The following is a 12,965-nucleotide window of genomic DNA, read 5'->3' as shown; positions in this document are numbered from 1 at the left end:
CCCGCTTTCTCCAGGGCCCCATGATACCTCCCCGTTCGACCTATCGCCTCCAGTTCCGCAACGGCATGGACTTTGGAGGGGCGCGTGGCCTGCTCCCCTACCTCGAGCGGCTCGGCATCAGCCATCTCTACACCTCCCCGCTGATGACCGCCGTCGGCGGCTCGACGCACGGCTATGACGTGACGCACGCCAACGAGATCGATCCGGCGCTCGGCGGCCTCGACGGCCTGCGCGCGCTCTCCGAGGACCTGCACGGACGTGGCATGGGTCTCATCCTCGATATCGTGCCGAACCACATGGCGGCCAGCCTGGAAAATCCCTGGTGGCGCAGCGTGGTCGTGTGGGGCGCGGAAAGCCCGTTTTCAGGCCATTTCGACATCGACTGGTCGCAGAGACTGACGCTTCCCTTTCTCGGCAAGGACTTTTCGCAGGAAGTGGCGGAAGGCACCATCCGCCTCGCGCTCGATCCCGGGCACGACGCCCTCGCCCTTTGCTATCACGACACCTGCTACCCGCTGCATCCCCGCACCTACCGGGATGTATTCGACGGGCATGGGGACCTTCCCCTCAAGGCCGATCCAGCGGGCGATCCGCTGGGCCGGGCCGTCCTCTCGCCGGCATTCGCCGTCCCGGGCACGCGCGCGGCCCTGGAAAGGCACCTTGCCGCCATCTCGGCCGACCCGGAAAGGCTCGCCGCCATCCACGCCGCACAGCCCTGGCAACTCACGGACTGGAAGACGGCGAACCGCCATCTCAGCTACCGCCGCTTCTTCGAGATCGCCGGCCTTGCCGGCCTCAGCGTCGAAGACCCGCGCGTCTTCGACGACAGCCATCGCCTGGTCCTCGACCTCGTGCACGAAGGAACGGTGGACGGCCTGCGCATCGACCATGTCGACGGGCTTGCCGACCCGCGGGCCTATCTGGAGCGACTGCGCGACGCCGTCGGCCCCGATGTCTATATCGTCGTCGAGAAAATCCTCGAAAAGGAGGAGCCCTTTCCGGCGCACTGGCCGGTCCAGGGTGCGACGGGATACGAATTCATCGCCTCGCTTGCCGATGCATTCGCCGACGAACGGGAAGGCGGGCGGCTTGCCGAGGCCTTCCGCCCCCTCAAGGCCGAGGGTCACCGCGGGACCTATGCGCACGAGAGGAACGCCAGCAAACGGCAGATGCTTTCGGAGAACTTCGAAGGCGAAGTGCGCCGCATCGTCCGGCTGGCAAAGGACATGGCCGACCGGACCGATGCCGGTCTCTCCCGCGCCGCGCTCGCCGGGGCGATCTGCGGCATGATCGTCGCCCTGCCGGTCTACCGGACCTATACGACCGCGACGTCGGGCGCCGACGAACGCGACCGGCAGCTTCTCGCGGCCGCGCGCCGGCAGGCACGCACGGACATGCGTCCGGAGGTGTGCGAGGCGGTCGATTTCATCTGGGAACTGCTCGTCGACGACCAGACCTGCAGCGCCCTGCCCGGCTGCCCTGAATTCCGCATCCGCTTCCAGCAACTGAGCGGCCCGATCATGGCGAAGGCGCTGGAGGACACGCTGTTCTATCGCGAGAACGCCTTCATCGCCCTCAACGAGGTCGGCGGCGATCCCGGCCGGCCCGCCGGCGGCCCCGCCGCCTTCCACGCCGCCATGCAGGCGCGCGCACGATCCCTGCCGGAGGGCCTGTCGGCCACCGCGACACACGACACCAAGCGCGGCGAGGATGCCCGGGCGAGGCTCTACGCCCTCAGCGAGGCGCCCGACGCATGGATCGCGGCAACGCGGCGCTGGACGACGCTCAACGCTCCCCTTCGCCGCCATCATGAAGGCCGCACCGTGCCCGAGCCGGGCGTGGAATGGCAGGTCTACCAGTCGTTGGCCGGAGCCTGGCCAATTGACGGGTGCGCGGATGGCGCCGCGATGGAGACGCTCGGCGTGCGCATGCGGGCCTATGTCGAAAAGGCATTGCGCGAGGCGAAGATCGGCTCGAACTGGAGCCAGTCGGATTTCGACTACGAAGAGAAGGTGGCCGGCTTCCTGGACCATCTGCTCGGCCACGAAGCCTTCCTCGACGATTTCGCCGAAACGCTTTCGCCTTTCGTCGAGGCCGGGCTGATGAATTCGCTGGCGCAGACGCTGATCAAGCTGACCGCCCCCGGGATCCCCGACATCTACCAAGGCAGCGAGCGGTGCGATTTCTCGCTGGTCGATCCCGACAACAGGCGGCCGTTGGACACCGCGTCCCTCGACGTGCCGCAAAAGCCGCCCGCTTCGCGAACGCATTTCCCGCACTACAAGCAATGGCTGGTCGCAACCGTGCTCGCCGCGCGCAACCGGCATGCCGATGTCTTCGACGGCCCCTACCTGCCGCTGGACGCCTCGGATGGCGGCCGGCAGGCGCTCGCCTTCCTGCGCGGCACGCCGGACGCCTTCGCCATTACAGCGGTTCCGCGGCTGACATTCGGAAAGATCGAACCGGATGCGCTGCGGCTGGCCGAGGCCGCCACGCGCGACATCGCCCTTGCCGTTCCACCGCGTTTCCGGGGACGCAGCATGCGCTCGCTCCTTGACGGGCGCACCCTGACGCTCGGCGACACGCTGCCCTTGTCGAGCGCCTTCGGGACCGAGCCCGTCGCCCTCCTCCTCAGCGCCTAGGGCATTTCCGCTTTTCTTCGAATCGCGAAAACGCTCTATCCTTTTGTTTCTACGCAATTTCGGACGCAAAACCGCTGCGCACTTTTGCTGGAATTGCTTTAGGGCCTGGCGAAGAGCTGGACGAGATCGACGCTGTCGGTCGTCTTGGCGCCGAGTTGCAGGTGGTTCTCGATATGGCGGAGATGCAGCGTCATCATCCACGCCGCCTTTTCGGCATCGCGGGTGTGGAACGCCCCGACGATCGCGGCGTGGTCGTCGTCGCGGCAATTGCTGACGCCGGGCGCACCGAAGATGCCGATGATCAGCGATGTGCGCGTCACCAGCTCCTTCATGGTGCGGATGAGGACGGCATTGCCGGCGATCTGCGCCATCAGCGTGTGGAACTGGCCGGAAAGGCGGATCGCGTCGTGCCTGTGCCGCTCCTTGTGCGCGACATATTCCATCTCAAGGTGCCGGTTGAGCACCGTGATGTCCTCTTCCGTCGCGCGCTGCACGGCGAGGCGCGCGATGTTCGGCTCCAGCGCCAGGCGAGCCTCGAAGACCTCGCGGGCCTGCTCGGCCGTCGGCGAGGCGACGAAGGCGCCGCGGTTGGCATGCAGTTCCACGACCTCACGGCTGGCCAGCAGCAGGAGACTGCGGCGGATGCGCATGCGCCCGACCCCGAAGGCCTCGCACAGGGCGGATTCGGAGAGTTTCGTGCCCGGCGGCAATCTCTGCTCGATGACCGCTTCGAAAATGCGATCGACGATGTCGCTCTCGTCGATCTCCTCCGCGTCCACCGGGTTTTCCGTAGCCACATCCATCACCGCATCTACCTCGACACGAGTCTCCCGCCTCAACCGTTCCCTTAAATAGGGCCGTTCTGGTTGACCAACAAGCGCCTATTTCGTCGACACGGCAATGTTGGCGTTGTTCACACCACTTGACAAGATCGTTAACAATACGCTCAATACCCTCGCCAAGGCCCATCGCGGCCGCCTCTCGCGGTCCGTGCGCCCATACTCATAAAGATCAATGGCCCCAGAGGAAGAACATCATGCACAAGCGCTCATTCCTGAAGTTTTCCGCCCTCGCAGCCGCGACCGTCCTGTCGCTGCCGCTGCTCGCCCATGCCGAGAACGCCACGTTGAAGGTGGGCTTCGTCGGCGTCACCTCCGGCCCGGCGGCGGCCTGGGGCATTTCCAACCAGCGCTCGATGGAGGCGCGTGCAGCTTGGCTGAACGAGCTCGGCGGCGTCAAGATCGGCGACAAGACCTACAATATCCAGATCGTGCCCTTCGACGACCAGAAGGACCCCAAGCGCGCCATCGCCGGCATGGAGAAGATGGCGCAGGATGGCATCCACTATGTCGTCGGCCCGAACGTCGACGACGGCGCCGCCGCAGTCCGCCCGGTCGCCGAGCAGAACGGCATCATGTATTTCCCCTATTCCTTCCCGAAGGCGCTGTTCACCCCGCCGGCGTCCAACGCGATCCTCGGCATGGTGGCAAACTACCAGTCGGGTCCGGCCATCTACAAATACCTCATGGAAAACAAGGGCGTGAAGAAGGCCGCCTTCGTCGCCGCCAACGAATCGGACCCGCTGAGCCAGCGTGAATCCGGCATTGCCGCCGCCCAGGCGCTCGGCCTCGAGGTGGTTTCCGGCAACGTGACCTACCAGGTGGACACGACCGACTTCACGCCGGTGCTGCTGCCGGTCATCCAGGCCGCGCCCGACCTTCTGGTGCTTTCGGGCGTCTCGCCGGCCAACGCCCCGCAACTCATCCGCTCGGCGCGCGAGCTCGGCTATACCGGCCTCATCTCGACGGAAACGGCGCAGGACGCCGCCGTGCTCCAGGAAGGCGCCGGCGACCTTGCCGAAGGCTTCATCTCGGTCGGCGGCGCCTCCACGCCGGAACTCGCCAGCGACACGATGAAGGAATTCGTCGAGCGCTACACCAAGATGTTCGGCGAATACAACGACGAGTCCAACACCAAGGTCTATGCGCTCGAATACATCATCGAGACGCTGAAGGCGAACCCGGCGGCCATCGACAACGTCGATGAATACAAGAAGACCATGGACACGTTCGAGGCGCCGAACCCCTTCATGAAGGGCGACGCCAAGCTGAAATATGTCGGCATGACCTCCTTCGGCCAGAAGCGTCAGGTCTCCGTCCCGCTCGTCGTCAACGAGTACAAGGGCGGCAAGTTCGAGACGCTGTTCGTCGGCCAGGTCGACTGATCGGAGCCTGAGGCATACCGCAACGGGGCCCGGACCGCGCAAGGTCCGGCCGGGCCCCTCTTTGCCTGAACCTTCCATTGGAGGCTCACGATGGAACAGATAATCGCCAACGGTCTCTACCTTGGTGCGCAATATGCGTTGATCGCCCTGGGGCTGACGCTGATCTTCTCGCTGATGAACGTGCTGAACTTCGCCCACGGGCAGATGTACGTCTTCGGCGGCTTCGTCACCTACACGGTCGTCGTCCAGTTCGGCCTGCCCTTCATCGTCGGCCTCCTCGCCTCGGCGGCGATCCTCGCGATCCTGGGCGCCGCCATCGAGAAATTCCTCTTCGCCCCCGTCGTGCGGCGGTCGAAGCGCGATGAATCGACCATGCTGCTCGCCGCCGGCATCGCCTTCTTCCTCGACGCCGTCATCCTGCTCCTGTTCGGCGAAAAGCAGCGCGGCGTGCCGAAGGTCGTCAACGGCGTGTTCAACTGGGACATGCGCATCATCATGCCCTATGACCGCATCCTGATCGGCGTCCTCGCGATCCTGCTGATCGTCGCCTTCATCGGCTTCATGAACTATTCCCGTGCCGGCCGCGCCATGCGGGCGCTCGCGCAGGACCGCATGGCGGCCCAGCTGATGGGCGTCGACGTCTCGCGCTATTCGATGCTGGGCTTTGCGCTCGGCGCCATGCTCGCCGGCCTCGTCGGCGGCCTTCTCGTCACCATCACCGGCGTCAATCTCGGCATGGGAGGCCCGACCTCGATCAAGGCCTTCCTGATGATCATGATCGGCGGGGCGGGCGTGATCTCCGGCGCGATCGCCGGCGGCTTCATCCTCGGCATGATGGAGAGCGTCGGCCTGACCGTGCTCTCCGCCTATGGCGACATCACCTATCTCGTCATCTTCGCCACGCTGATGGTGTTCCTGGCCGTCCGCCCGCAGGGGCTGATGGGCAAGCCGTGGGGTTAAGACCATGACCGCTAAGAAACTTCTCGGCTTCGCCGTCTTCCTCGTCGCCGTCTTCGTGCTGGTGCCGCTGTTCATCCGCGCGACCGGGCGCTGGGACTTCTTCTACACGCTGACCTCGGTTGCGCTGCTGTCCGTCGGCGCCGCCGGCGTCTGGCTCACCTTCTATATCGGCCGCATCAATATCGGCCAGGGCGCCTATGCGCTGGTAGGCGGCTACGTCTCGGCCATCCTCGTCACGCAGGCCGGCGTCTCCTTCTGGCTGACCCTGCCGCTGGCCGGCCTCTTCTGCGCCTTCATCTCGGTGCTGATCGGCCTGCCGATCCTGCGCCTGCGCGGCGTCTACTTCGCCATGGTGACGCTGGTACTGACGGAGGTCGCACGCCTCTCCGCCCTTGCCCTGCCGATTACCAACGGCGCGAAGGGCATCACCTCGATCCCGCTGCCGGGCGAGCTCTCGCTCTTTGGCCTCACCGTCATCCCGGCCTTCGGATCGCTCTCCAATCCGCGCTTCGGCTTCTACATGATGGCCGCCGCGCTGATGGTCGTCACCTATCTCGTGCTGTGGCGCATCGTGAACTCGCGGCTCGGGCACCTGTGCCGCAGCCTCCAGCAGAACGAGGAGCTTTCGGCCTCGATCGGCGTCAACACCGCCTATCTCAGGGTGCTCGCCTATGCGATCTCCTCGTTCTTCGGCGGCATCGCGGGCGCCATGTTCGCCTCCATCTCGCAGTCGATCTATCCGTCCTCCTTCGTGGTCGCCGACAGCGTGAACTTCATGCTCTACTGCTTCCTCGGCGGCCTCGGATACGTCTTCGGCCCGATGCTCGGCACGCTCCTGCTCTATTTCGGCTGGGACCTGCTGTCGATCGCCAGGGAATACCAGCTCCTCATCTACTCCGGCGTCATGATCCTGCTCATGCTGGTCCTGCCGAACGGCGTCCTGAGCCTGCTCGACAAGAAGGAGGGCCGCGCATGACCCCCATCCTGCAAATCAAGAACGTCACCAAGCGCTACGGCGGCCTGACGGCGGTCAACGACGTGTCCTTCGACGTGAAGGAAGGCGAGATCCTCTCGGTGATCGGCCCGAACGGCGCCGGAAAGTCGACGCTCTTCAAGCTGATCTCCTCCTTCGTGCCGGCAACGACAGGGGAGGTGCTGTTCAAGGGGAGCCGCATTTCCAGCCTCGCGCCGCACGTGGTGGCGCGCATGGGGGTCGTGCGCACCTTCCAGGAAACGACGATCTTCCGCTCCATGACGGTGCGCGAGAACATCATCGTCTCGCATCACCTGCGCTCGAAGGCGAGCCTCCTCGGCTTCTTCCTCGGCACCAGGCAGGCGCGCGAGGACGAGGCGGCCTTCGCCGCATCGGCCGACGACATCGTCGACTTCCTCGGCCTGCAGGCGATCCGCAACGCACTCGCCTCCAGCTTGCCGCAGGGCCACCTTCGCGCGCTCGGCATGGCCATCGGCCTTGCCACCGACCCCAAGGTCATCCTGCTCGACGAACCCTTCGCCGGCATGAACCACGACGAGACGATGAAGATGGTGGGCCTCGTGCGCCGGCTTCGCGACGAGCGCGGCGTCACGGTCCTGCTCGTCGAGCACGACATGCCGGCGGTGATGAAAATCAGCGACCGCATCGTGTGCATCAACTTCGGCCAGAAGATCGCCGAAGGCACGCCCCAGGAAATCCGGGAGGACGAGAAGGTCATCGAGGCCTATCTCGGCTCTGAAGATGCCGCGATCGGGATGTAAGCCATGACGAACATATTGAGCGTTGAAAATGTTGAACTCTACTACGACCACATCTATGCGCTGAAAGGCGTCTCGATCGACGTGGGCGAAGGCGAGACCGTCGCGCTGATCGGCGCGAACGGCGCGGGCAAGTCCTCGATCCTGCGGGCGATCACGGGGCTCCGGCCGATCAAGTCCGGCCGGATCACCTACCAGGGCGAAAAGCTCGACGGCACGCCCGCCGCCGAGATCGTCCGCCGGGGCATCTCCATGGTGCCGGAGGGCCGCCGCGCCTTCCCGCTGATGTCGGTGAAGGACAACCTGCTGATGGGCGCCTTCACCCGCACCGACAAGGCGGAGATCGAGCAGACGCTAGAGAACGTGCTGACGCGCTTCCCGCGCCTGAAGGAACGCTATCACCAGCAGGCGAGCACCATGTCGGGCGGCGAGCAGCAGATGATGGTGATCGGCCGTGCCCTCATGGCCCGCCCGAAACTCCTGCTTCTCGACGAGCCGTCGCTCGGCATCGCGCCGAAGATCGTGCAGGACATCGCCCGCGCCATCGTCGCCATCAGCCGCGACGAGAATGTCTCCATCCTCCTCGTCGAGCAGAACAGCCGCATGGCGCTCTCCATCTCCAACCGCGCCTACGCGCTTTCCACCGGGTCGATCGCGCTGTCAGGCAATTCGAAGGAACTGATGAACGACGACCGCATCAAGGCTGCCTACCTCGGAGGCGAACTCTGACATGAAAATCCTCGTCATCAACCCCAACACGACTGCATCGATGACGGACCACATCGGGAAGGCGGCGCGCGCCGCCGCCTCTCCCGGCACGCAGATTACCGCCGTCAACCCGGCGCACGGCCCCGTCTCCATCGAAGGCTATTTCGACGAGGCAATGAGCCTTGCCGGCCTGCTCGACACGATCCGCCGCAACCCGGATTGCGACGCCGTCGTCATTGCCTGCTTCGACGACACCGGCCTCGACGCGGCGCGCTGCCTCACCGACCGGCCGGTGATCGGCATCGGCGAGGCGGCCTATCATTTCGCCTCGATGATCTCGAACAAGTTCTCGGTCGTCACCACGCTCGCCCGTTCCGTACCCGCGCTGGAGCACAACCTTGCCCGCTACGGCCTCGACGCGCGCTGTGCGCGCGTGCGCGCCTCCGATGTCGCCGTGCTGGAACTGGAGAAGCCCGGTTCCAATGCCCGGCAGAAGATCAGCGCCGAGATCGGCCTTGCCGTCAGCGAGGACCGCGCGGAGGCCATCGTGCTCGGCTGTGCCGGCATGGCGGGCCTTGCCGCCGATCTCGCGCGGGAACACGGCCTGCCGGTGCTCGACGGCGTGTCCTGCGCGGTGAAGCTCGCCGAGGCCATGGCCGGCCTCAACATGCGCACCTCGCGCCTCGGCGGCTACGCGCCGCCGCCGCCGGCAAAGCTCGAAAGCATCTTCCGCAACGCATAAGCGCGCGCCCCCACCGGACGGCCCCTAGACCTCGCCGCCGAACAGCTTCCATCGCGTCGGCCTGAAGCGCAGAGTCGCGCCGTTGGCCGCCTGCGCATCGAGCGGAATCTCGATCTCGACGTGATGCGAAGCGCCGGACCCGCCGATGTCGATGTCGGCGATGCGGGTTCCGGCGAGGCGCCGGGTCGTGGCGATGCGGCCTTCGAGGGCAGGCGCCTGCGGGTCGGACACGAGCACCACATCCTGCGGCCGGAAGAACAGCGTGCCGGCGCCGGCGGCGACATCGCCGGCATGCGGGGCGATGCCGAAGGCCGCTGCCTGGAAGCGGATGTCGTCCGCGTCCACGGTCACGGGCAGGCTGGCGCTGTCGCCGATGAAGGAGAAGACGAAGGGCGAGTTCGGCCGGTCGTAGACATCGTCGGACGAGCCGACCTGCTCAATCTTGCCCTGGCTCATGACGACGACGCGGTCGGCCAGCTCCAGCGCCTCTTCCTGGTCATGCGTGACGAAGACGGTCGTGTGGCCGGTGCGGTCGTGGAACTCGCGCAGCCAGCGGCGCAGCTCCTTTCGCACCTTGGCGTCGAGCGCGCCGAAGGGCTCGTCGAGCAGCAGCACCTTGGGTTCGATCGCCATCGCGCGGGCAAGCGCCACGCGCTGGCGCTGGCCGCCGGAAAGCTGGCTCGGATAGCGCTTTTCGAGGCCCGAGAGCTGCACCATGTCGAGCAGCTCGCCGACCCGCCGGCGGATTTCCGCCTTGGGCGGACGCTGGCCGCGCGGGCGCACAGTCAGGCCGAAGGCGATGTTGTCGGCCACCGTCATGTGGCGGAACAGCGCGTAGTGCTGGAAGACGAAGCCGACATGGCGTTCCTGCACGGTCTTGTGCGAGGCATCCTCCGTGCCGAAGTGGATGCTGCCGAGCGTCGGCTGCTCGAGGCCGGCAATGAGGCGCAGCAGCGTCGTCTTGCCGGATCCCGACGGGCCGAGCAAGGCGATCAGCTCGCCCGAGCGGATGTCGAGCGAGACATCGTTCAGCGCCGGGTATCGATCGAATTCCTTGCGGATGTTTCTTACACTGACGTCCATTGCGGGCGTGCCTTTCAATTCAATGCTTGCGGCCGGCGGCAATTTCCGCGCCGTAGTGAAGTTCGAGAACGGTCTTGACGACCAGCGTGACGAGCGCGAGCGCGGCGAGCAGCGAGGCCACCGCGAAGGCGGCGACGAAATTGTACTCGTTGTAGAGGATCTCGACATGCAGCGGCATGGTGTTGGTAAGGCCGCGGATATGGCCGGACACCACGGAGACGGCCCCGAACTCGCCCATGGCGCGCGCATTGCAGAGCAGCACGCCGTAGAGCAGCCCCCACTTGATGTTGGGCAGCGTCACGTACCAGAAGGCCTGCCAGCCGGATGCCCCGAGCGACAGCGCCGCCTCCTCGTCGCCCGTGCCCTGTTCCTGCATCAGCGGGATGAGTTCGCGCGCGACGAAGGGAAAGGTCACAAAGACTGTCGCAAGCACGATTCCCGGCACGGCGAAGAGGATCTCGATGCCATGGCTCTTCAGCCAAGGCCCGAGCACGCTGCCGGCGCCGAAGAGCAGGACATAGACGAGGCCGGAAATCACCGGGGAGACCGAGAAGGGAAGGTCGATCAGGGTCGTCAGGAACGCCTTGCCCTTGAACTCGAACTTGGCGATGGCCCAGGCCGCCGCCACGCCGAAGATGAGGTTGAGCGGCACCGCGATGCCGGCGACCAGCAGCGTGAGGCGGATGGCGGCCAGCGTGTCCGGATCGCCAAAGGCAGCGAGGAACTCCGCCGCTCCCTTGCGGAAGGCCTCGATGAAGACCGCGACCAGCGGCAGCAGGAGGAAGAGCGCCAGGAACAGGAAGGCGAGTGCCATCAGCGTATAGCGCGCGACGGGCGTTTCTGTCGTCGGCGAGCGCAGGCGTCGGGTTTCATGCGCCATGACCGTACCTCCTGCGGCTCCAGGCCTGGATCAGGTTGATGACGAGCAGCATGGCGAAGGACAGCCCCAGCATGATCGTCGCGATGGCCGTCGCCGCGCCGTAGTTGAATTCCTCCAGCCGGATGACGATGAGGAGCGGCGCGATCTCGGAGACGTAGGGAATGTTGCCGGCGATGAAGATGACCGAGCCGTATTCGCCGACGCCGCGGGCGAAGGCGAGCGCGAAACCCGTCAGGATGGCCGGCGAGAGCCCCGGAAGAAGCACGCGGAAGACCGTCTGGAACCGGTTGGCGCCAAGCGTCGCCGCCGCTTCCTCGACCTCCCTGTCGATCTCCTCCATGACGGGCTGCACGGTGCGCACCACGAAGGGCAGGCCGATGAAGACGAGCGCGATGACGATGCCGGTCGGGTTGAAGGCGGCCTTGATGCCGAAGACGTTCAGCACCTGGCCGATCCAGCCGTTCGGCGCATAGAGCGCGGCAAGCGCGATGCCGGCAACGGCCGTCGGCAGGGCGAAGGGAAGGTCGACGACCGCATCGACGATGCGCCGGCCGGGAAACTCGTAGCGCACGATCACCCAGGCGACGATGACGCCGAAGACGACATTGATCAGCGCGGCGACGAAGGCCGTGCCGAAGGAGATCCTGAGCGCATTCAGCGTGCGCTGGTCGGCGAGGATGGCGAGGAACTCCCCGCCCGACAGCGATGCGGAACGCCAGACGAGGCCGGCGAGCGGAATCAGGATGATGAGCGTGAGGTAGGCGAGCGAAAAGCCAAGCGTCAGTCCGAAGCCCGGAATGACGCTTGGCTGTCTCAGTCGCCACCGCACCGAAGCGGCAGCAGAAGTCGTCAAGTTGCTCAGTTCCCCGGCTTGTAGATCTGGTCGAAGACACCGCCGTCGCCGAAATGCTCGGGCTGTGCCTTTGCCCAGCCGCCGAAGATTGGGTCGTCGATCGTCACCAGCTTAATGTCGGGAAGCTGTTGCAGCAACTCGGGTTTCACCACCTCGCGCTTCGACGGGCGGTAGAAGTGCTTGGCCGCGATGTTCTGGCCCTCTTCCGAGTAGAGATATTCGAGATAGGCTTCCGCCTGCTTGCGCGTGCCCTTGGCGTCGACATTGCCGTCGACCACGGCGACCGGCGGCTCGGCGAGGATCGAGATCGGCGGGGCGACGATATCGAAGGAGTCCGCGCCGAACTCGGCGCCCGCGAGATAGGCCTCGTTTTCCCATGCGAGCAGCACGTCGCCGATCTGGCGCTGGGCGAAGGTGGTCAGCGAACCGCGCGCGCCCGTATCGAGCACCGGCGCCCGCTTGAAGAGCTCGGCGATATAGGCCTTGATCTTGTCCTGGTCGCCGGAAAATTCCTCGTTCGCCCAGGCCCAGGCCGCAAGGTAGTTCCAGCGCGCGCCGCCCGAGGTCTTCGGGTTCGGGGTGACGATCTGCACGTCGCCCTTCACGAGGTCGCCCCAGTTATGGATGCCCTTCGGGTTGCCCTTGCGCACCAGAAAGACAATGGTCGAGGTATAGGGCGCGGAATTGTTCGGCAGGCGCGAGCGCCAGTCCTTGGCGATCTTGCCCGTCTTTTCCACGATGGCGTTTATGTCGCTTTCGAGCGCCAGCGTCACCACGTCGGCCTCCAGCCCGTCGATCACCGCGCGGGCCTGCTTGCCGGAGCCGCCATGCGACTGCTGGATCGTCACGTCCTCGCCGGTCTCGGCCTTCCAGTGTGCCGCGAAGGCAGAATTGTAATCCTTGTAGAGCTCGCGCGTCGGGTCGTAGGAGACGTTGAGCAGCGTGGTCTGCGCCACCGCTCCCGTCACCCCGCCGAACACGAGCCCCAGACTGAGGGCTAAAACCCCGGCCCTCTTCATAAACGTCGACATCTCCAACCTCCTGGTCTCTGCCTCGAATAAAAGCCTAGGGATTTAGTAGACTTAGTCAACAATGCTCGGAAAATTCGCAAAACCGGTTTC

Annotated in this window: 12 protein-coding genes; 7 read left to right on the top strand and 5 right to left on the bottom strand. The window is 65.5% G+C overall.

Annotated features, from left to right (window positions below):
- Positions 1–20 precede the first annotated feature (20 nt).
- Positions 21–2,642, top strand: coding sequence for a malto-oligosyltrehalose synthase (gene treY, locus L0976_RS04140; protein ID WP_234186256.1), 2,622 nt, complete (start codon positions 21–23; stop codon positions 2,640–2,642).
- Positions 2,643–2,740: 98 nt separating this feature from the next.
- On the opposite strand, the gene L0976_RS04135 is transcribed toward treY, so the two are convergent.
- Positions 2,741–3,445 carry a GntR family transcriptional regulator gene (locus L0976_RS04135; protein ID WP_234186255.1) on the bottom strand — a complete coding sequence of 235 codons (705 nt, stop codon included), beginning with the start codon at positions 3,443–3,445 and terminating at the stop codon, positions 2,741–2,743.
- Positions 3,446–3,678: 233 nt separating this feature from the next.
- Here L0976_RS04135 and L0976_RS04130 point away from each other — a divergent pair, with 233 nt between their 5' ends.
- The 6 genes from L0976_RS04130 to L0976_RS04105 all read left to right on the top strand — a co-directional run bounded on the left by L0976_RS04130 (position 3,679) and on the right by L0976_RS04105 (position 9,028).
- The gene (locus L0976_RS04130; protein WP_234186254.1) at positions 3,679–4,866 is read left to right on the top strand and encodes an ABC transporter substrate-binding protein; all 1,188 of its coding nucleotides are present in this window, start codon (positions 3,679–3,681) and stop codon (positions 4,864–4,866) included.
- A 90-nt stretch (positions 4,867–4,956) separates the two neighbouring features.
- Positions 4,957–5,826, top strand: coding sequence for a branched-chain amino acid ABC transporter permease (locus L0976_RS04125; protein ID WP_203316260.1), 870 nt, complete (start codon positions 4,957–4,959; stop codon positions 5,824–5,826).
- A 4-nt stretch (positions 5,827–5,830) separates the two neighbouring features.
- Positions 5,831–6,802 carry a branched-chain amino acid ABC transporter permease gene (locus L0976_RS04120; protein ID WP_234186253.1) on the top strand — a complete coding sequence of 324 codons (972 nt, stop codon included), beginning with the start codon at positions 5,831–5,833 and terminating at the stop codon, positions 6,800–6,802.
- On the top strand, positions 6,799–7,581 hold the full coding sequence (locus L0976_RS04115; protein WP_203316262.1) for an ABC transporter ATP-binding protein: 783 nt from the start codon (positions 6,799–6,801) through the stop codon (positions 7,579–7,581). Before L0976_RS04120 ends, L0976_RS04115 begins: the two co-directional genes overlap by 4 nt.
- Positions 7,582–7,584: 3 nt before the next feature.
- Positions 7,585–8,307: an ABC transporter ATP-binding protein gene (locus L0976_RS04110; protein ID WP_234186252.1), complete on the top strand. Its 723-nt coding sequence runs from the start codon at positions 7,585–7,587 to the stop codon at positions 8,305–8,307.
- A 1-nt stretch (position 8,308) separates the two neighbouring features.
- Positions 8,309–9,028 (top strand): aspartate/glutamate racemase family protein, encoded by a 720-nt coding sequence (locus L0976_RS04105; RefSeq protein ID WP_234186251.1) that lies wholly within the window; start codon positions 8,309–8,311, stop codon positions 9,026–9,028.
- Between the two features lie 24 nt (positions 9,029–9,052).
- Here the strand turns inward: L0976_RS04105 and L0976_RS04100 are convergent, their stop codons facing one another.
- The 4 genes from L0976_RS04100 to L0976_RS04085 are packed head-to-tail and all read right to left on the bottom strand — an operon-like array spanning position 9,053 to position 12,875.
- Positions 9,053–10,111 carry a sulfate/molybdate ABC transporter ATP-binding protein gene (locus L0976_RS04100; protein WP_234186250.1) on the bottom strand — a complete coding sequence of 353 codons (1,059 nt, stop codon included), beginning with the start codon at positions 10,109–10,111 and terminating at the stop codon, positions 9,053–9,055.
- A 19-nt stretch (positions 10,112–10,130) separates the two neighbouring features.
- Positions 10,131–10,991: a sulfate ABC transporter permease subunit CysW gene (cysW, locus tag L0976_RS04095; RefSeq protein ID WP_203316266.1), complete on the bottom strand. Its 861-nt coding sequence runs from the start codon at positions 10,989–10,991 to the stop codon at positions 10,131–10,133.
- Positions 10,981–11,844 (bottom strand): sulfate ABC transporter permease subunit CysT, encoded by an 864-nt coding sequence (cysT, locus tag L0976_RS04090; RefSeq protein ID WP_234186249.1) that lies wholly within the window; start codon positions 11,842–11,844, stop codon positions 10,981–10,983. The genes cysW and cysT overlap by 11 nt, the downstream gene beginning before the upstream one ends.
- Positions 11,845–11,849: 5 nt before the next feature.
- Positions 11,850–12,875 (bottom strand): sulfate ABC transporter substrate-binding protein, encoded by a 1,026-nt coding sequence (locus L0976_RS04085; RefSeq protein WP_234186248.1) that lies wholly within the window; start codon positions 12,873–12,875, stop codon positions 11,850–11,852.
- Between the last annotated feature and the right edge of the window lie 90 nt (positions 12,876–12,965).

This window comes from Shinella sp. NM-101 (assembly GCF_021401195.1).
Classification (GTDB): Bacteria; Pseudomonadota; Alphaproteobacteria; order Rhizobiales; family Rhizobiaceae; genus Shinella.
This window is presented reverse-complemented; position numbering and strand designations above follow the sequence as displayed.

Bases quoted from the DNA above. Each gene is read 5' to 3' on its own strand.
- treY (WP_234186256.1), top strand. From the start codon at position 21: ATGATACCTCCCCGTTCGACCTATCGCCTCCAGTTCCGCAACGGCATG.
- L0976_RS04135 (WP_234186255.1), bottom strand. From the start codon at position 3,445: ATGGATGTGGCTACGGAAAACCCGGTGGACGCGGAGGAGATCGACGAG.
- L0976_RS04130 (WP_234186254.1), top strand. From the start codon at position 3,679: ATGCACAAGCGCTCATTCCTGAAGTTTTCCGCCCTCGCAGCCGCGACC.
- L0976_RS04125 (WP_203316260.1), top strand. From the start codon at position 4,957: ATGGAACAGATAATCGCCAACGGTCTCTACCTTGGTGCGCAATATGCG.
- L0976_RS04120 (WP_234186253.1), top strand. From the start codon at position 5,831: ATGACCGCTAAGAAACTTCTCGGCTTCGCCGTCTTCCTCGTCGCCGTC.
- L0976_RS04115 (WP_203316262.1), top strand. From the start codon at position 6,799: ATGACCCCCATCCTGCAAATCAAGAACGTCACCAAGCGCTACGGCGGC.
- L0976_RS04110 (WP_234186252.1), top strand. From the start codon at position 7,585: ATGACGAACATATTGAGCGTTGAAAATGTTGAACTCTACTACGACCAC.
- L0976_RS04105 (WP_234186251.1), top strand. From the start codon at position 8,309: ATGAAAATCCTCGTCATCAACCCCAACACGACTGCATCGATGACGGAC.
- L0976_RS04100 (WP_234186250.1), bottom strand. From the start codon at position 10,111: ATGGACGTCAGTGTAAGAAACATCCGCAAGGAATTCGATCGATACCCG.
- cysW (WP_203316266.1), bottom strand. From the start codon at position 10,991: ATGGCGCATGAAACCCGACGCCTGCGCTCGCCGACGACAGAAACGCCC.
- L0976_RS04085 (WP_234186248.1), bottom strand. From the start codon at position 12,875: ATGTCGACGTTTATGAAGAGGGCCGGGGTTTTAGCCCTCAGTCTGGGG.